The organism is Mesorhizobium sp. M1004 (genome assembly GCF_040318795.1).
In the GTDB taxonomy this organism is placed as follows: Bacteria; Pseudomonadota; Alphaproteobacteria; order Rhizobiales; family Rhizobiaceae; genus Mesorhizobium.
Genome location: NZ_JAMYNB010000024.1, coordinates 22,327 through 40,712, shown reverse-complemented (window position 1 = coordinate 40,712; position 18,386 = coordinate 22,327). Strand labels below are relative to the sequence as shown.

The 18,386-nt window shown below is 63.2% G+C and carries 19 protein-coding genes; 8 read left to right on the top strand and 11 right to left on the bottom strand.

Features of this window, described 5'->3' with window-relative positions:
* Nucleotides 1-30: 30 nt before the first annotated feature.
* The 7 genes from NKH54_RS30550 to NKH54_RS30520 all read left to right on the top strand — a co-directional run bounded on the left by NKH54_RS30550 (nucleotide 31) and on the right by NKH54_RS30520 (nucleotide 8,377).
* Nucleotides 31-1,266 (top strand): hypothetical protein, encoded by a 1,236-nt coding sequence (locus NKH54_RS30550; RefSeq protein ID WP_353029578.1) that lies wholly within the window; start codon nucleotides 31-33, stop codon nucleotides 1,264-1,266.
* The gene (locus NKH54_RS30545; RefSeq protein ID WP_353029577.1) at nucleotides 1,263-2,018 is read left to right on the top strand and encodes an FkbM family methyltransferase; all 756 of its coding nucleotides are present in this window, start codon (nucleotides 1,263-1,265) and stop codon (nucleotides 2,016-2,018) included. Before NKH54_RS30550 ends, NKH54_RS30545 begins: the two co-directional genes overlap by 4 nt.
* A 154-nt stretch (nucleotides 2,019-2,172) precedes the next feature.
* A complete protein-coding gene (locus NKH54_RS30540; protein ID WP_353029576.1) occupies nucleotides 2,173-4,734 on the top strand; it encodes a GcvT family protein in 2,562 nt (853 codons plus the stop codon).
* A 90-nt stretch (nucleotides 4,735-4,824) separates the two neighbouring features.
* Nucleotides 4,825-5,670, top strand: a complete 846-nt coding sequence (locus tag NKH54_RS30535) for a DUF1194 domain-containing protein (RefSeq protein ID WP_353029575.1) — start codon at nucleotides 4,825-4,827, stop codon at nucleotides 5,668-5,670.
* Between the two features lie 98 nt (nucleotides 5,671-5,768).
* Nucleotides 5,769-6,719: an ABC transporter substrate-binding protein gene (locus NKH54_RS30530; RefSeq protein ID WP_023688106.1), complete on the top strand. Its 951-nt coding sequence runs from the start codon at nucleotides 5,769-5,771 to the stop codon at nucleotides 6,717-6,719.
* A gap of 90 nt (nucleotides 6,720-6,809) precedes the next feature.
* A complete protein-coding gene (locus NKH54_RS30525) occupies nucleotides 6,810-7,583 on the top strand; it encodes an ABC transporter permease (protein ID WP_353029574.1) in 774 nt (257 codons plus the stop codon).
* Nucleotides 7,580-8,377, top strand: a complete 798-nt coding sequence (locus NKH54_RS30520; RefSeq protein ID WP_023696446.1) for an ABC transporter ATP-binding protein — start codon at nucleotides 7,580-7,582, stop codon at nucleotides 8,375-8,377. Before NKH54_RS30525 ends, NKH54_RS30520 begins: the two co-directional genes overlap by 4 nt.
* Nucleotides 8,378-8,390: 13 nt before the next feature.
* Here NKH54_RS30520 and NKH54_RS30515 read toward each other — a convergent pair whose 3' ends face one another.
* From NKH54_RS30515 to NKH54_RS30505, 3 genes are all read right to left on the bottom strand, one after another.
* Nucleotides 8,391-9,329 carry a GlxA family transcriptional regulator gene (locus tag NKH54_RS30515; RefSeq protein ID WP_348524244.1) on the bottom strand — a complete coding sequence of 313 codons (939 nt, stop codon included), beginning with the start codon at nucleotides 9,327-9,329 and terminating at the stop codon, nucleotides 8,391-8,393.
* Nucleotides 9,330-9,678: 349 nt separating this feature from the next.
* Nucleotides 9,679-9,813, bottom strand: coding sequence for a hypothetical protein (locus NKH54_RS30510; protein ID WP_023681787.1), 135 nt, complete (start codon nucleotides 9,811-9,813; stop codon nucleotides 9,679-9,681).
* 363 nt (nucleotides 9,814-10,176) lie between these two features.
* Complete coding sequence (locus NKH54_RS30505) at nucleotides 10,177-10,362, bottom strand: hypothetical protein (protein WP_353029573.1); 186 nt, start codon at nucleotides 10,360-10,362, stop codon at nucleotides 10,177-10,179.
* A gap of 201 nt (nucleotides 10,363-10,563) precedes the next feature.
* Between NKH54_RS30505 and NKH54_RS30500 the strand changes: the two genes are divergently transcribed.
* A complete protein-coding gene (locus tag NKH54_RS30500; RefSeq protein ID WP_023670389.1) occupies nucleotides 10,564-11,463 on the top strand; it encodes a LysR substrate-binding domain-containing protein in 900 nt (299 codons plus the stop codon).
* A 124-nt stretch (nucleotides 11,464-11,587) separates the two neighbouring features.
* Here NKH54_RS30500 and NKH54_RS30495 read toward each other — a convergent pair whose 3' ends face one another.
* From NKH54_RS30495 to NKH54_RS30460, 8 genes are all read right to left on the bottom strand, one after another.
* Entirely contained in the window at nucleotides 11,588-12,553 is a 966-nt protein-coding gene (locus NKH54_RS30495) for an alpha/beta hydrolase (RefSeq protein WP_353029572.1), read from the bottom strand.
* A gap of 77 nt (nucleotides 12,554-12,630) precedes the next feature.
* Nucleotides 12,631-12,804, bottom strand: coding sequence for a hypothetical protein (locus tag NKH54_RS30490; RefSeq protein ID WP_352791350.1), 174 nt, complete (start codon nucleotides 12,802-12,804; stop codon nucleotides 12,631-12,633).
* Complete coding sequence (locus NKH54_RS30485; RefSeq protein WP_196813564.1) at nucleotides 12,804-12,971, bottom strand: hypothetical protein; 168 nt, start codon at nucleotides 12,969-12,971, stop codon at nucleotides 12,804-12,806. Before NKH54_RS30485 ends, NKH54_RS30490 begins: the two co-directional genes overlap by 1 nt.
* A 186-nt stretch (nucleotides 12,972-13,157) precedes the next feature.
* Nucleotides 13,158-15,287, bottom strand: coding sequence for an ASKHA domain-containing protein (locus NKH54_RS30480; protein WP_353029571.1), 2,130 nt, complete (start codon nucleotides 15,285-15,287; stop codon nucleotides 13,158-13,160).
* Nucleotides 15,238-16,212, bottom strand: coding sequence for a methyltetrahydrofolate cobalamin methyltransferase (locus tag NKH54_RS30475; RefSeq protein WP_023670394.1), 975 nt, complete (start codon nucleotides 16,210-16,212; stop codon nucleotides 15,238-15,240). Before NKH54_RS30475 ends, NKH54_RS30480 begins: the two co-directional genes overlap by 50 nt.
* Nucleotides 16,213-16,292: 80 nt before the next feature.
* A complete protein-coding gene (locus NKH54_RS30470; protein WP_023681780.1) occupies nucleotides 16,293-17,384 on the bottom strand; it encodes a methylenetetrahydrofolate reductase in 1,092 nt (363 codons plus the stop codon).
* Nucleotides 17,381-18,004 carry a methylenetetrahydrofolate reductase C-terminal domain-containing protein gene (locus tag NKH54_RS30465; RefSeq protein ID WP_353029570.1) on the bottom strand — a complete coding sequence of 208 codons (624 nt, stop codon included), beginning with the start codon at nucleotides 18,002-18,004 and terminating at the stop codon, nucleotides 17,381-17,383. Before NKH54_RS30465 ends, NKH54_RS30470 begins: the two co-directional genes overlap by 4 nt.
* Nucleotides 17,997-18,299, bottom strand: coding sequence for a virulence factor (locus tag NKH54_RS30460; RefSeq protein ID WP_023670397.1), 303 nt, complete (start codon nucleotides 18,297-18,299; stop codon nucleotides 17,997-17,999). Before NKH54_RS30460 ends, NKH54_RS30465 begins: the two co-directional genes overlap by 8 nt.
* Between the last annotated feature and the right edge of the window lie 87 nt (nucleotides 18,300-18,386).

Below are 18,386 nucleotides of genomic sequence, written 5' to 3'. Positions count from 1 at the left end.
AGTCCGTTGAGCGAAGTCCTGAGTCCGACAATGCTGAGCAAGTCTCCCGCCCCGCAAAACACACTCGACCGGCTGACTGCGGCCGCTCTCGCGTGGGGCGAGGGGACTTATGCGCGATGGGCGGCTCCGGTCGGCGCGATCGCGTTTTCGCTCTATATCCTGCTGACGGCGTTCATGGCCTTGACGATGCCCGACGCCAATTGGGACATGCTGCCCTATCTCGCCATCGCCGAGGAGGGCGCTTATCCCGATGCGCAGGCATTGCATGACTATGCCTACAGCACGGTCCAGGCCGGCGTGTCGGCCGGCGACTACAAGACGCTGACCGACGATGGTGGCGGTTTCCGCAGCCATATGGCGCAAAATGCCGCCGACTTTCACTCGCTGCTTGGCATGTACCGGATCAAGTTCCTCTACGCCGAGATTCTTTCGACGATGAATTCGGTGATGTCGCCTGTCGAGGCGATGCGGGTGCTGCAGGTGGTCTCGGTGCTCCTGTTCGGGATGATCACGCTGCTGTGGCTGCGAACCGAAGGCGCGCTGGCGCTGGCGCCGGTGGCCGGCGCGGTACTGATCATGGCCGATTTCGGCGACGCGGCGCGCGCCTCGACTCCGGATCTGATGTGCTCGGCCCTGTTCCTCGGCGGGCTGTTTGCCTATGTGCGCGGCCGCGAGGCAGCGACCGCTGTCCTGCTTTTCCTGGCCTTCATGGCGCGGCCGGACAACATCGTGTTCCTGGCCATTTTCGCCGTGCTGCTGCTGGTCTTCCGGCAGCGGGCGTGGGGCGCGCTGGCCGGCTTTGCCGCGTCCTTCGTCGCCTATTTCGCGATTTCGCATTGGGCGCAGCATCCCGGCTGGTGGCCGCATCTGTGGTTCTCCAGCATCGAGCAGCACTACAATATGGATGGCTTCGAGCCGCCGTTCTCGGTTGGCGCCTATCTCAAGGCGTTTGCCGCATCCTTCATTCGCGCTATCAGCATCAACAGCTGGGTCGGCGTCTCGGTTCTGGCGCTGGCCGGGTGGCTTGCGCTCGGCCGCGCCGGCTTCCGGCTCGATCGTCGCGCCGGCATCCTGCTTGCAGCGCTGGTGCTCGGCGTGCTGGCGAAATTCACCGTCTTTCCGATCCACGACACCCGCATCTACTTCCCGAACCTTCTGCCGCCCTACCTTTTGCTCGTCGGCCCGATCATGGCGCTGTGGGCGTCGGCAAGCCTGAATGGAAGGCGGCCCATCGCCTTGCAGGCCATACCTGGAGATAAGCCATGAGTTCCATTTCCGGCCTGGCGCGCATCGCCCTTTCGCTCGGCCTGCCCGCCGGCCTGCTCGATCGCGGGCCGGCGTTGCGTGGCACGAAATTCCTGGCCAAGGCGGCGCTGAACGCGCGGTTTGGCGGTGGGCAAGCCTTCCAGATGGTCAATGTCGGCGCTTGCGACGGCGCGCTGTTCGACGACGTCACGCCGTGGCTGCACCGCATTCCGCGGGCGCGGGCCGTGCTGGTCGAGCCGATCCCGTACAACCAGAAGCGGTTGCGCGCCAACTATCCCGACACGGAACGCTTCGTCATCGAGCCGGTCGCGGTGACAAAAACCAAAGGCACGATCACCGTCCACACTTTCGATGCCGCGGCACTCGAGGCCGGCACGCTGCCGATCGAGTTCATCGGCTGCTCATCGGTCACCAACACCAATCTGATGTCGGGCAAGAATGCCTGGGGCGAGGCCGACGCCAATTTCAACAAGTTCGCGCCGCACCTCAGGGATATCGAGGTGCCGTCGGAAACGCTGCAGACGCTGCTCGACCGCAACGGCATCACGCATATCGACGCCTTCCTGGTCGATTGCGAGGGCGCCGACTGGATCGTCTTCGAACAGCTCGACCTCAAGCGTTACCGCCCCGGCATGATCAAGGTCGAGGTCGGCGCGCTGCCGGCGGCTGAAATCGGCGAGGTCGTGGTCAAGCTCAAGACATCAGGCTACCAGGTCGGCTTCCAGGCCGAGGACATCTGGGCCTTCGCCTGAGATAGATCGCCACTGGCGGCACGCCGGCGCGCCGGGTCGCGTCGCATCTGCGACGTGTCGCAAACAGGCGGTAGCTCCATCCACGTCCTCTGCATATTGTGCGCCATTCGAACGGGCGCGGACACGCCCGCTTTATCCCTTGGAGTCGCGGGCAATGGCAGAGTTTCCGAAACAGGCGAAGGTCGTCATCGTCGGCCTGGGTGGCATTGTCGGCGCCTCGATCGCCCATCATATGATCGAACGCGGCTGGACCGACATTGTCGGCATCGACAAGTCGGGCATCCCGACCGACATCGGCTCGACGGCGCATGCCTCGGACTTCTGCTACACCACCAGCCACGACTTCTTGTCGTGCTGGACGACGCTCTACTCGATCGATTTCTACGAAAAGATGGGCCATTATGCCCGCATCGGCGGCCTCGAAGTGGCGCGCGTCGGCGACGACAGCCGCATGGACGAGATCAAGCGCAAGATCGCCTCGGCCAAATCCTTCGGCACCCGCGCCCGGCTGATCGAACCGGCCGAGATCAAGGAAAAATTCCCGCTGATCGAAGAGTCCATGGTGCAGGGCGGCCTGTGGGATCCGGACGCCGGCCTGGTCATCCCGCGCTCGCAGACCGTCGCCGGCAAGCTGGTCGACCAGGCGGAAGCTACGGGGAAACTCAAATCCTTCGCCAACACGCCCGCCAAATCTCTCATCGTCGAGGAAGGCCGCATCAAGGGCGTCGTCACCGACCGCGGCACGATCATGGCCGATTATGTCATCGTCTGCGCCGGCATCTGGGGCCGGCTGATCGCCGAGATGGTCGGCGAGGACCTGCCGGTCATGCCGATCGACCATCCGCTGACCTTCTTCGGGCCTTACAATCAATTCGCCGGCACCGGCAAGGAGATCGGCTGGCCGCTGCTGCGCGACCAAGGCAATTCGGCCTATATGCGCGACACCGGCGATCCCAAGACCGCCGAAGGCGGCCAGATCGAATGGGGTTACTACGAAGAGACCAATCCGCGTCTTTGCCATCCGCGCGATTTGCTGGAAAAGGATCAGGCGCGGCTGTCGCCGTCGCAGCGCGATCTCGACATGGAGCAGATCCTGGCGCCGCTGGAGCGCGCCATGGAACTGACGCCGATCCTGGGCGAACTCGGCTACAACGAAAGCCATTCCTTCAACGGCCTGTTGCAGGTGACCGCCGATGGCGGCCCGTCCATGGGCGAGAGCCAGAAGGTGAGGGGCCTCTGGTACGCCGTCGCCATCTGGGTCAAGGACGGCCCCGGCATGGGCAAGCTGATCGCCGACTGGATGACGGACGGCCGCACGGAAATCGACCATCACGCCATCGACTATGCGCGCTTCTATCCGCACCAGACGAAAGAGCAGTTCATCTGGGATCGCTGCACCGAGACGGCGATGAAGGTCTACAATCCGGCGGTGCATCCGCGCGAGCCGTTCTCCAAAGGCCGCAACATCCGCCGCTCGCCATTCTGGGAGCGCGAGAAGGAGCTTGGCGGTTACTTCATGGAGCTGGGCGGTTGGGAGCGCGCGCATGGCTATGCCGCCAACGAGCATCTGCTGGAGAAGTATGGCAACCGGGTTCCCATACGTGAGAACGAGTGGGACAATCGCCATTTCTGGCGGGTGTCCAATGCCGAGCACCTGGCGATGAGCGAGGATTGCGGCATCGTCAACCTCTCGCATTTCTCGATGTACGACATCGAAGGGCCGGATCATGTCGCGCTGCTGGAGTGGCTGTGCGCGGCCAAGATCGGTGGCGACAACAACATCGGCAAGGGTATCTACACCCACTTCCTCGACGAGGAAGGCATGGTGCGCGCCGACTTCACCGTCATCCGCATGGCCGACCGCTGCCGCCTGATCGACGGCGCCGACGCCGGCCCGCGCGACTTCCGCTACATGCAGCGCACCGCGCAGGACAAAGGCTTTGACGTCACCATCACCGACGTGACGGAAAAATATGTCACCATCGGCATCTGGGGACCGAACGCGCGGGCGACGCTGCAGAAAGTGGTCGAAAATCCGGATGGTCTCTCGCTCGAGAACTTCCCCTTCGCGGCGATCAAGCCGGTCAGGATCGGCGGCAAGGACGTCACCGCCTTCCGCATCTCTTATGTCGGCGAGCAGGGCTGGGAACTGCATATGCGTTACGAAGACGGCCTGACCGTTTGGGACGCGCTGCGCTCGACCGGGGTCATGCCGTTCGGCGTCGAGACCTATGCCAACACCCGGCGCATGGAAAAGAGCCTGCGCCTGCAGAACGCCGACCTGTTGACCGAGTACAATCTGCTCGAGGCCGACCTTGCCCGACCGAAGGTCAAGGAGAACGATTTCTGCGGCAAGGCAAAACATGTCGAATACCGCGCCCGCGAGCACCAGCCGGCGATCCTGTGCACGCTGGTGATGACGGAAAACGTCGATTCGAAGGGTGTTGCCCGCTATCCCGTCGGCACCATGCCGGTGATGGATCCGAAGACCGGCGAGACGCTGGTCGACGAACTCGGCCGCCGCTCCTTCACCACATCGATGGCCTACGGCCCGACCATCGGCAAGAACATCGGCCTCGCCTATCTGCCCTGGGCCCATGCCCAGGAGGGCCGCAAGTTTGCCATCGAATATTTCGGCGAGACCTACCCGGTCGAGGTGGCTGCCGTCGGCTACAAGCCGCTCTACGATCCAGAGAATCTGAAGCCGAGGAGTTGAGCTTCATCGGTTCCAACCAACATATCGAAAAGCCGGCACCTCGCCGGGCTTTTTGCTTTGTCAGCAGCCGGTTTTCGCTTACCTTCGGGTATGTCTGCTTTTTCTTGCGCACGACATTTCCTTTCAGGCAGCGCCGCGCTGGCGCTGGGGCTCTGGCTGGTGCCGCCGGTTCAAGCCGCCGAGCCGGTCGACGTCGAGCTGGTGCTGGCCGTCGACGTGTCGCTGTCGATGTCGCCGGGCGAACTTGAAATCCAGCGTCACGGCTATGCTGCTGCGCTGACGCACGACAATGTTCTGCAGGCCATCGCCGATGGCGCCTACGGCAAGGTCGCCGTCACCTATGTCGAATGGGCGGGAGCGACCACGCAGCAGGTCGTCGTGCCGTGGACGGTGATCGCCAGCCGGGCCGATGCCGAGCGGGTGGCCGCGCAGCTTTCCGCCCATCCGCCGGCCAGCGCCCGGCGCACCTCGATTTCCGGCGCGCTGGAATTCGGCAGCGATCTGTTCGCCGAAAGCGGTTTTCAGGGGACAAAGCGCGTCATCGATATTTCCGGCGACGGGCCCAACAACCAGGGCGCGCCCGTCGACATCACCCGCGACGCGGTGGTCAAGCAAGGCATCATCATCAACGGCCTGCCGCTGATGACGCGCGGCGGGTTCGGCGGCGCCTATGACGTCAACAATCTCGACCGCTACTACAGCGACTGCGTCGTCGGCGGTCCCGGATCCTTCATGATCCCGGTCAATGACTGGACGCAGTTTCCCGAAGCCATCCGCCGCAAGCTGGTGCTGGAACTGGCCGGCGCCGCTTCGCCGCAACGGGCGCGCGAGGAGGCCGGGCGTCCGCCGGTGGTGCTGGCGCAGGACCGACCGACCGACTGCCAGGTCGGCGAAAAGATGTGGCGCGACCGCAGCTGGATGTTCGATGCGCGTTAGCGTGCGCATCATCACGCTGCCGTGAAGGGCCGGTTTCATTGACAAGCCCATGGGCGTCTGTGACACAATTCGGCATCCGAAAAACAAGGGGAACCGACATGAACAAGACCATCGTCGCTGCCGCGGTATTGGCGCTTGCGGCTGCAATATCCGTGCCGGCCGAGGCTGCCACATCGGTCACCATCGGCATCAGCGGATGGACCGGCTTTGCGCCGCTGACGCTCGCCAAGCAGGCCGGCATCTTCGAGAAGCATGGCCTCGACGTGACCCTGAAGAAGGTGCCGCAGGCCAGCCGGCCGCTCGCCATCGCCAGCGGCGATCTGCAATGCGCCGCCACCACGGTCGAGACCTGGCTGGTGTGGAACGCCTCAGGGGTGACCACCAAGCAGATCTTCCAGCTCGACAAATCCTATGGCGCCGACGGCATTGTCGTGCGCAACGACATCAAGACCGTCGCCGACCTCAAGGGCAAGAATGTCGCGTCCTCGGCGCCGGGCACGTCGCCCTATTTCATGCTGGCCTGGGTGCTGAACAAGAACGGCCTGTCGACCAAGGATGTGACCGTCGTCAACCTGGAACCGGATGCGGCGGCGCAAGCCTTCCTCGCCGGCCAGAACGATGCGGCGGTCACCTATGAGCCGTTCATCTCGGCGGTGCGCGACAAGTCCGATCAGGGCCACATATTGGCGACCACGCTCGACTACCCGATGGTGCTCGACACGGTCGGCTGCACGCCTGAATTCCTCACCGCCAATCCCGACGCCGCCAAGGCGCTGGCCGACAGCTATTTCGAAGCGCTCGACCTGATCAAGAGCGATCCGCAGAGATCCTACGAGATCATGGGCGCCGACGTGAAGCAGTCTGCGAAAGAATTCGAGGATTCGGCGAAATACCTGAAATGGGCCGACAAGGCGGAGAACAAGCAGTTCTTCACCAAGGAATTCCAGGACTTTTCCAAGACCGCCGGCGAGCTTCTGCTGCAGATGGGGTTGATCAAGGAAGCGCCAGATGTTGCCACGCTGGCCGACACCAGCGCGGTGGCGAACTGACAGGCCTCGCCTTTGACCATTGTGCGGCGGCGCCTAGGCCGTCGCTCTCTCCTGGACAAGTGATGATTTGACGATGCGGACGATCTGAAGATGCGCCCCTTGCATCCGGTGTCGCCGGGCATTCGAACCGTGCTTGGCATTTCCTTCTTCGTGCTGTTCGTCGCCTTCTGGGCGTGGATCACGCTTGGCGGCCACGTCAACCGCATCTTCCTCGCCGACCCGCTGTCAATGCTGCGGGATGGTTGGCGGCTGCTGGTCGAGGACCGCTTCTGGCTCGACATATTGATCACCATCTGGCGGGTCTTCGGCGGGTTCCTGCTGGCGTCGATCGTCGCCGTGCCGATGGGCATCGCCATGGGCGCCTGGAAACCAATAGAGGCTTTTCTGGAGCCGTTCGTCTCCTTCGCCCGCTACCTCCCGGCTTCGGCCTTCATTCCGCTGCTCATCCTGTGGGCCGGCATTGGCGAGCTGGAAAAGCTGCTGGTCATCTTCGTCGGCTCGGTGTTCCAGATCATCCTGATCGTCGCGGTCAAGGTGGGCTCGACGCGGCGCGACCTGGTCGAGGCGGCCTATACGCTGGGCTCGACCAACAGCGGTATCGTCAAACGGGTCATCATGCCGGCCAATGCGCCCGAGATTGCCGAGACGCTGCGGCTGGTGCTCGGCTGGGCTTGGACCTATGTCATCGTCGCCGAGCTGATCGGTTCGTCCTCAGGCATCGGCTACATGATCATCAACAGCCAGTCGCGGCTGGCGACAGGGCAGATCATCTTCGGCATCATCGTCATCGGGCTGATCGGACTGTTGTCCGACTTCGCCTTCAAGGCGTTCAATCGCTGGCTCTTTCCCTGGAGCCTGGCATGAGCAAGTTGCTTATCGAAGGCGTCTCGCGAACCTTCGCCGGCGTGCGCGGCGGGCAGCCGGTCAAGGCGCTGATGCCGGTCGACCTTGCGGTCGCGGCCAACGACTTCATCACCATTCTGGGGCCGTCCGGCTGCGGGAAGTCGACGCTGCTCAGGATCGTTGCCGGCCTGGAAGCGCCGAGCGAAGGCCGTGTGCTGCTCGACGGCAAGGCGGTGACGCGGCCGGGACCGGATCGCGGCATGGTGTTCCAGTCCTACACGCTGTTTCCGTGGCTAACGGTGGCGCAGAATATCGCCTTCGGCCTGCGCGAACGTGGCATGGCCGAAAAGGAGCGAGACGGGATCGTCGCTTCCTATGTCGACCTCGTCGGGCTCAAGGGCTTCGAGAACCATTGGCCAAAGCAGCTGTCCGGCGGCATGCAGCAGCGCACGGCGATCGCCCGGGCGCTGGCCAACGACCCCGAAATCCTGTTGCTGGACGAGCCGTTCGGTGCGCTCGACAACCAGACGCGCGGACTGATGCAGGAACTGCTGCTCGGCATCTGGGAGCGGCGCAAGAAGACAGTGCTGTTCGTCACCCACGACATCGAGGAGGCGATCTTCATGGCTTCGCGGGTGATCGTGATGAGCGCGCGGCCAGGCCGCATCAAGTCGGATGTCGCCATCGACCTGCCGCATCCGCGTCACTATACGCTGAAGACCAGCCGGGAGTTCTCGGCGCTCAAGGCGCGGCTGACCGAGGATATCCGCGTCGAGGCGATGCGCACAGTACAGGCGCAGCCCGCCGAAGCCTGAGTGCGTTTTCGGATCAGGCCGCCAGCAATTGCTTGCGGTCGACACGCTCCTGCTGCGGCGAGCGGGCGTAGAGTTCGCGGTAGCATTTGGAGAAATGCGAGGCCGAGACGAAGCCGCAGGCGACCGCTACCTCGACCACCGGCATCGATGACTGGATCAGCAGATGCCGGGCACGGTCGAGGCGGATCTCGAGATAGTAGCGGGCTGGGGATCTGCCCATCTCGGTGCGGAACAGGCGCTCGATCTGGCGGCGCGACAGGTCGACGTGGTCGGCGATCTCGATCAGCGACAGCGGCTCGGAGAGGTTGCCTTCCATCAGTTCTATGATGGTCAGCACCTTGGAATTCTGGACGCCCAGGCGCGCGCGCAGCGGCAGGCGCTGGCGGTCGGTCGGGCTGCGCACGCGGTCGGTCAGCACCTGCTCGCAGACGCGGTTGACGAGATTGTCGTCGAAATCGTCGCCGATCAGCTTCAGCATCATGTCGAGGGCGGCGGTGCCGCCGGCGCAGGTGTAGATGTTCTGGTCGATCTCGAAGAGGTCGGCAAAGACATTGGCCTTCGGAAAAGCTTCGGAAAAGCCCGGCAGGTTTTCCCAATGGATGGCGCAGCGCTTGTTGGAGAGCAGGCCCGCGGCGGCAAGGATATGCGCGCCGGTGCACAGGCCGCCGACGGCGACGCCTCTGTTGTATTCCTCGCGCAGCCAGGCGAAGGCAGACCTATTCTGGTAGCGCTCGACATTCATGCCGCTGCAGACGATGGCCATGTTCGGCCGATCCGGTCCGGCCATCTTCTTGCGCTCTTCCTCGAGCGAGGTGTTGACGGCGCATTCGACGCCGTTGGAGGCGCGCACCGGCTTGCCGTCGATGCTGGCGAGGCGCCAGCGATAGGCCTCATAGCCAAGCATGCGGTTGGCCGAGCGCAGCGGGTCGAGCGCCGTCGCAAAGGCGATCATGGTGAAGTCCGGGACAAGGAAGAATACAAACGATCGCTTGATCGGATGCTTTACGGCGTTCAAGGGAACCTCACGCGGCCATGGCGCGAACAGGATGTCGCGAACAGCACAGCGACATCAGGAAAAACCATTCCTGTCAATTGGCTAGGCGGCTAAGCGGAAACTATATTTGCGACATGGGTCGCAAATGAGCAATCGTCCGGGATGACAGGCACGGGCTGCCGACGGATTGGGCATGGTGGCGGCGGCATAGGTGCCAAAAATGAGAAACGCCGCTTCGGTCAAGCCGAAGCGGCGCTGTTATCGACTATCGGCAGCGGCAGGGAAGCGCTGAGCGCTAGCCGTTATCTCAGGCAACGAAACCGAGGCGCACCGCATTCATGGCACCGGTCTGGCCGGGCATGGTATTGGCAAGGCGCTGGCGCTCGAGAGCGGTCGTCAGGTTCATTTCGCGGCGGGCAAAGAGGCGGGCAAAAAGCTTCATCATCATCTCCTATCGGTTGCTCAGACGGGTCGCCTTCGCTTGATGGAGTGGGGCAGCTCGTTTGCTGACGGTGATATAGGCCTGCGTGAGCAGAAACTAAATCGCAAATGCGAAGCGCTTGAATGGAAATGCGACATCGTTTGCGACATTATTGGGCATGGTGCCCAAAATTTACGATTACTTACAGTGTGTTACCGGCGACATTGAGGCGCCATGCAAGTGACGCATATGCGCCATGCAGCGGTGACACGGCTCTGAAAATCATTTGAGTGCAAATAAGTTGGAGAAAGCCTGCAGGGCGAATAGAGAAGGCCTGCCGGGCTGGTCTGCGCGGCAGGCCTTCAGCACAAGGTACACAATGGTTTACTTTGCTCCAGCCCAGGATCCGACGCCGTGGCGTGCACCGGTCTTGGTGTCGGCAGCTTCAGGCCAGCCGATATCCTTCTGCAGTTCGATCGGCAGCGAGCGGATCGCACGTTCGGTCTGGAAGCGGGCGCGGGCCGCGCTCAATTCGGTCGCAAACCGACCGATGGATGACAGGATAGACATTTCATTCTCCTTTGGTTGTGGCACGTCCCGCATGAACGCGTTCCGTCGCCTGGATATTCCGCATCGAGTGCAATTCGCGTCAGGAGCGTTGGAGCCATGGCACGTCCTGCCTTCGATGGAGTTGACTATCCTCCCAATCTGATGTTCAATCAAACGAAATGGAATGATGCTTCACATCAGAAAAATTGAAGGTCGATCCCGATGAACGCCCCACTCAATCATCCGCTGCCGCTGCTCGATCTCGACGTTTTGCGCACCTTCGTGGCCATTGCCGAGACCGGCAGTTTCACCACGGCGGCCAATGCGGTGTTCCGCACGCCGTCGGCGGTCTCCATGCAGATCAAGAAGCTCGAGGACATTCTCGGGCGCTCAGTCTTCGCGCGCGATGCGCGCTCGGTGACGCTGACCACCGATGGCGAGATGCTGCTCGGTTATGCCCGCCGGCTGTTGTCGATCAACCGCGAGGTGGTGTCGAAGTTCATCATCCCCGAGATCGTCGGCGTGGTGCGGCTCGGCTCGCCGGACGACTATGGCGAGCGCGTGTTGCCGCATGTGCTGAAGCGTTTCGCGCAGTCGCATCCGTCGATCGCCGTCGACGTCACCATCGACCAGAGCAGCAATCTGCGCCGTCGCATGGACGACCGGGCGCTCGACATCACGCTGCTGACCAATTCCTACAAGACCAGCGCGCTCGGCGCCGAGGTGCTGCTCACCGAGCCGATCGTCTGGGCCGGCGCCAAGGGCGGCAGCGCGCATCTGCGCGAGCCTTTGCCGGTGTCGCTGTGGGAAGAGGGCTGCGCCTGGCGGGCCGGCGCGCTCGATGCGCTGAGCCGTGAAGGCCGCAATTACCGCATCGCCTATATGAGCGCCCACACGGCCGGCCAGCGCGCCGCCATCATGTCCGACCTCGCGGTTGCGCCGCTGCCGAAGTCGTTCCTCGGCAACGACATGGTCGAGCTTTGCCCGAAGGACGGCATGCCCGATATCGGCACCTACAATCTGGCGATGGTGGTGTCGCCGGACGCCAGCGCGCCTGTCAAGGCCGTCGCCGACCATATCCGCGCGACGTTCGAGCTTTTCCGCGAAACCGGCAAGTTCTAGAGCGGTTCACCGTTTCACGGAAACGCGAGCCGCTTTAACTCCTTGTTTTGACGCAATTCCCAAGGGAAAGCGCTACACGCTTTTCCCGGGAAAACCGTTTTACACTTTTCCTGGAATTGCTCTGCTATTCCGCTGCTTGGGCGGGGCGCGCCGCGAGAGCGGGTCGCGCCGTGCGCCGCGCAGTTGCGCGCCGCTTGGTGGGCTCACCTTCAAGGAAGGTGACGATGCTGTCCCTGGCGCGACGCGCCTCCGGCATCTCGATCAGCGGCCAGACGTGGAACATGCCTTCCTCGTAGACGACCTCGACGTCGACGCCGGCAGCGCGCGCCTTTTTGGCGAAGATCAGATTGTCGGGGCTGAGCAGGTCGTGCGAGCCGGTCAGAAGCAGGGTCTTCGGCAGCACCGAGAGGTCGCCATAGAGCGGGCTGATGTGCCAGTCGCTGCGATCGATGCCGGCACTGTACATGCGGATCGCTTCCAGCCCGCCGGAAATGCCGAGCCACGGATCGTTGCGTTCCGCCTCGAACACTTCGGGGTTGGACAGCGACATGTCGAGGCCGGGTGAAATCAGCACGTGGCGCGACGGCAAGGGCAGGCCTTCCTCAGCCGCCATCATGGTCAGCACGACGGCCATGTTGCCGCCCGCGGAATCACCCATGAAGACGATGTCTTCAGCGTCGGTCTCATCCAGCATCTGCCGGTAGACGTCGCCGACCATGCCGAACATGGCGTGGAAATCATGCTCCGGCGCGATGGGATAGATCGGCACGGTGATTCCGAAACCCAAGCGCTCGGCCATCTCGGCGATCAACCCCCAATGATAGGATGTGATCTGGAAGACATAGGCGCCGCCATGCATGTAGAGGATGCGCCTGCGTTCGCCGGCCTTCGGCGCGATCTCGTAGACAGGGAAGCCATCGACGCTGCGCTCGGTGATATCGAGCTGCTCCCGCAGCAATGCCGGGGGATGATGATCCTCGGTCTTGCGGGCATAGGCGATCCAGCGCTGCAGGTTTTCCGGGCTGGCAAATGCCTTCTTGCGGCTGTGCCGGAGGATGAAGGAAACGAGGTGGCTTTTGAAACTGGGCATTCGCGTACACAAGCTCGGCCGCAGCCGACTAAGAGAATTCCCCCACTGTCTCGAAGATCGTACCTCCAGCCGAAATGTCAAGATTCTGGCCCAAGCCAACACGGTTGTTTGATCAGCCAGGTCCGCTGTTTTGCGCAGCGCGGCTCAGCGCCGGGCAGCAGCGCGGCGCGCAGCTTGATGTCGGTCGCAGCCGGGACCATGCGGCGGCCCTGGCGCTTGGTCAGCAATTTGCACTTGTCGGCGAAGGTCATCAGCGGCCCGAGCCCAGGATCAGACGCGACAGGTTGGTCTGGGCGTCGATGCGCGGCGACACGGGCCAGCCGATGTCCTTCTGGATTTCGGGTGGCAGGTTGTTCATGGCGCGCACGGCCTGTGCATTCTTCATGGCCGCACGAAAACGGCCCAGGGTCTCGAACATCTCTATTCTCCTTTGGAGCGTTGTGGCGGCGGAATAGTCCGGTCCGCCATTCGATGTCCGTTAAATGCTTCACGTCTGTATCGGACGGATTGCGCCAAAACAGCGTTTCGGTTTCCAGATCGGTGCGATCTGGAAACATTTGCATACAAATGAAATTGGGCGAATTGGCGGCCTTCGTAAGGCGGCTTATTCCCGGCTGCGCCTGGCGGCATGGCCTTCGCGCGAACGCCGGCGCGGGGCGGCGTCGCCGGCGACGCCATCCTCGCTGACGGTCTTGCGTGGCGGCAATTTCACCGCCGCCGACAGTTTCGGGAACGGATCGACCTTGTTGGGAAGCGCCATGGCGTAGACGAAATGCTCCTGGAATTTCGGCTCCAGTGCGGTCTCGATCTTCTCGATGTGGCTGACCGTGTCCTCGATCTCGCGGCGATAGCCGCGGTTGAGCAGCGCCATCCGCGCGCCGGCACCGGCGGCGTTGCCGACGGCCGAGACCTTGTCGAGGTCGCAATCCGGGATCAGCCCAAGCACCATGGCGTATTTCGGATCGATGAACGAGCCGAAGGCGCCGGCGAAATGGATGCGGTCGACGTGTTCGGTGTTCTGCTTTTCCATCAGAAGCTTGGTGCCGGCATAGAGCGCCGCCTTGGCAAGCTGGATGGCGCGCACGTCGGTCTGGGTGATGGTGATCTTGGGTTCGCCTTCCTTCAAGACATAAGAGAAGGTGCGGCCGTTGACCGTGACGCGCGGCGACCGCTCGGCCAGCGACCCGTCGATCACTCCATCCTCGGAGATGATGCCGGCGAGGTACATTTCGGCCACGATCTCGATGATGCCGGAGCCGCAAATGCCGGTGACGCCGGTCGCCTGCACGCTATCCAGGAAGCCGGGGTCGTCGGACCAGAGTTCAGAGCCGATGACGCGGTATTTCGGCTCCAGCGTATCGGGGTCGATGCGCACGCGCTCGATTGCGCCGGGGGCAGCGCGCTGGCCGCCGGAGATTTCCGCGCCCTCGAAGGCGGGACCGGTGGGCGAGGAGGCTGCGACCACCCGCTTGCGGTTGCCAAGCACGATCTCGGCATTGGTGCCGACGTCGACGATCAGCATCATCTCGTCCTGGCGATGCGGGCCTTCCGACAGCGTCACGGCTGCGGCGTCGGCGCCGACATGGCCGGCAATACAAGGCAGCATATAGAGGCGGGCGCCCTGGTTGAGCTTCAGGCCGATATCGGAGGCCTTGATGCGCACCGCGCCCGAGACGGCGAGTGCGAAGGGCGCGCCGCCGAGTTCGGTCGGATCGATGCCGAGGAACAGATGGTGCATGATCGGATTGCCGACAAAGACGGAATCCAGGATGTCGTTGCGCTGGACATTGCCTTCCGCGCAGACCTTGTCGACCAGGCCCGAGATCGCCTCGCGCACGGCGACCGTCATGCCTTCGCGGCCGTCCGGGTTCATCATCACATAGGAGACGCGGCTCATCAGATCCTCGCCGAAGCGGATCTGCGGGTTGGAGGTGCCCGACGAAGCGGCGACGCGGCCCGACAGCAACGACACCAGATGCATGGCGATGGTGGTCGAGCCGATGTCGCAGGCCAGTCCATAGGCCTCGTTCTTGAGGCCGGGCCAGAGTGCTATGACGCGGGCGATGTCGCTTTCGGCATCCTTGTGGATGGCCGCGGTCGCGGTCCAGTTACCCTTGCGCAGTATGCTTTGCACCTGCGGCATCAGGTAGAAATCGAATTCGAGGTTTTTAAAGCCCCAATCCTTCATCAAGGCGATCTTGAGGCGGTCGAGATCGCCCAGCGGCTTGTGCATGTCGGGCTCTTCGATCTCGACATAGCACATGCGGATTGCCGCATCGCGGGCGATGACGCGCGTGTCGGCATCCTTGCGGATGGTCTGGGCGTTGATGACCGTGTCCTGCGGCACGTCGATGACGAGGTCGCCGAGAATCTGCGCCGAGCAGGACAGGCGGCGCCGCTCGGGCAGGCCGCGGACGCGCTCATAGCGCTCTTCCTTGGCGCCCTTGGGCGAGATGTGGTCGTTGGACGAGACGATCTTGTGCTTGGCGAAATTGCCTTCCTGCACTTCGATCTGGCAGCGACCGCAGGTGGCGCGGCCACCGCAGACGCTCTCGACATAGACGCCGAGCTGACGCGCGGCATCGAGCACCGGTGTGCCGACGGGAAACCGCCCGCGCTTGCCTGACGGCATGAACAGCACGAGCGGATCGGTAATGTTTGCAGGCGAGTTCACGATTGCGCGCTTATCCCCTGGCCATGCGGGCTTCACGGCCGCCGCGCCGGCGACCGCCATTGCCGCCGCCTTCGCCCGGAGCGTTAACGGCGGTGGGCGCTGCGACCGCCTGGCCGCCTTCGGCCGGTTTGTAATCCTTGTAGGTGCGGATCCAGTTGGTGCAGTTCTCGTCGGTGCCGTTGAGCACATTGGCGCCGCGCACGGCTTCCATTTCCTGCGGGCGAACCGGGTTCATGATAGCGCTAGTCATGCCGGCGCCGATCACCATCGGGATGAAGGCGGCGTTGATGCCGTGGCGGTGCGGCAGGCCGAACGAAATGTTGGACAGGCCGCAAGTGGTGTTGACCTTGAGCTCTTCGCGCAGACGGCGCAGCAACGCGAAGACCTGGCGGCCGGCATCGCCGAGCGCGCCGATCGGCATCACCAGCGGGTCAACGACGACGTCATGCGCCGGAATGCCGAAATCGGCGCAGCGCTGCACGATCTTCTTGGCGACGGCGAAGCGCACATCCGGATCCATCGAAATGCCGGTCTCGTCGTTGGAGATGGCGACGACCGGAACGTTGTACTTCTTGACCAGCGGCAGGATGGCTTCGAGCTTTTCCTCTTCGCCGGTCACGGAGTTGACCAGCGGCCGGCCCTTGGCGACCTTGAGCGCTGCCTCGATGGCGGCGGTCACCGACGAGTCGATCGACAACGGCAGGTCGACAAGGCCCTGGACGATCTCCAGCGTCTGCACGAGCAGGCCGGGTTCGGTTTCGTTCGGATTAACGGAGGTGACGCCGGCATTGACGTCGAGCATGGTGGCGCCGCAGGCGGCCTGTTCCAGCGCATCCTTGATGACGGTCTCGAAATTGCCGGCGATCATCTCGGCGGCCAGCTTCTTGCGGCCGGTCGGGTTGATGCGCTCGCCGATGACGCAGAAAGGCTGGTCGAAGCCGATGATGATCTCTCGTGTCGCCGAGGCGACGATGGTCCGGGTCATGAAGTCTCTCCGCCTGATATAAAGATTTCTTTATATCGTTGTCTGGTTTCATTCAAGCGAATGGCTGGCCGTCCGCGCTGTCAGTGCGCGGTCTTCACCATATCCACCTGCGTTTCGGTAATGTCGTCGTGCAGTATGCTCTCGAGCCGGTCGGCGACCATCTGATCGTCGTGGCGGATCTCACGTTTCCATGGCTGGCGGCCTTTCAGCACACCCGATTCATCGACGATCTCGGCGACATATTCCTCCTGGCGGTAGGCCATCACATGGATGCCGGAGACACCAGGAATTTCCTTCACCTCGTTGATGATGTCGGTGCAGAGCTGCTTGCCTTCCTTCTTCTGGTCCTGCGCACCTTCCAGCCGCTTGATGATGGCGTCGGGAATATGAATGCCCGGCACGTTGGAGCGGATCCATTTGGCCGTCTTGGCCGAAGCCAGCGGGCCGACGCCGCACAGGATGAAAACTTTTTCCGTATGCCCCAAGTCCCGCGCCCTCTGCATGAAGGTTCTGAACATCGGCACGTCGAAGCAGTATTGCGTCTGCACGAACTGCGCGCCGGCGGCGATCTTCTTGCCGAGATGGATCGGGCGGAAATCGAAGGGTGGCGCGAAGGGGTTGACGGCGGCGCCGAGGAAAATTTGCGGCGGCGTCGTCAACTTGCGGCCGGACAGGAACTTGCCGTTGTCGCGCATGATGCGGCAGGTTTCCAGCAACGACATGGAATCGAGGTCGAAGACAGGCTTGGCGCCGGGCTGGTCGCCGGCCTGGACGCCGTCGCCGGTGAGGCACAGCATGTTGGCGACGCCCATGGCGGCACCGCCCAGCACGTCGCCCTGGATGGCGATGCGGTTCCTGTCGCGGCAGGCAATCTGCATGATCGGCGCGTAACCCATGCGGGTCAAAAGCGCGCAGATGCCGACCGACGACATGTGGCAGTTGGCGCCGGAGGCATCGACGGCATTGATGGCGTCGACCCAGCCGTCGAAGATTTTCGCCCTGTTGTAGACGTCTTCGGGATCGGCGCTGTCGGGCGGGTTGAGCTCGGTGGTGACGGCGAATTCGCCGCGTCGCAGCACGCGCTCCAGTCGGCCACGCGAGGAGTGGCCGGGCAGGGGATCTAGCGGCAGATGGATGCCGGCCGGGTTTTCATCGCGCTGACGGCCGATCACGCGCCCGCTCCGGTATTGGCTTTGGCAGCGGCTTCACGGGCCGCTGCCGACTGCGCCGTCACCCGCAGCCAGGCCGAGGTTTCGCGCAGCGACTGGTCGACCGGCTTCTGCACGGTCAGGATCCTGTCGCCATGCTCCATGTTCTGCGAGCCTTCCCAGGCCTTAACCCAGACGCAAGGCATATCGGGCTCGACCTCGCAATTGCCGTTGGCGCGCACACCGCCGCAAGGGCCGTTGCGCAGCTGCTTGGGGCAGTTCATCGGGCACGACATGCCGGTCGAGGACAGGATGCACTGGCCGCACATGCGGCAGTCGAACATGAAGCCCTTGACGCGCCTTTCGACAAACTTGATCGGCGCCTCGACGCGCCCATAGCCGAGGCCTTTCCAAAGCGGATGAAGAAGCAGGAACATGTCGGCGAACCTGGAGTAGAACCATTCGAGCAATCGCGAGTGCCGAATGGACCACAGCCTGATGGCAAACGACCGCTGCACGCGCCGCTGCGGCGACACGTCGGCCGGCTTGTAGTCGGATTTCGGCGCTGCTTTCTTGACCTGAGTGGCCTGGGTAACCGGCTGGGTAACCCTTGGCCCCTCTTTGGCAGGAGTGGTTTCAGACATTTTCTTTCCCGCCCGCCTTGACCAGAGCGACCAGCCGCTCGCGGTCGTATTTCGCGTCGATGTCGCTGAATGCCTTCTCGACCTCGGCTTCGAGGTCGTCGCCGACCGGGATCGGATCGGCCTTGCGCCATTCGGCGAGGTAATCGTCGGTGCCGCCGGCGCCGGTGCGCATGGCGCACATATCGATCGCCTCGGTGAAGCGCAGCGGCAGTTCGCGCTTGGCGTTCTGCCGGCCCTTCTTGACGATGACCTGGGCGGGGATGTCGCGCCAATAGACGACGATCAGATCGGCCATGAATTCTCTCACTCCCTGTAGAGCGCCGTGCGTCCATGCGGGAAACGACGCTCCACCACTTTGTCCAGCAGGTGCGAGCATTGCCGG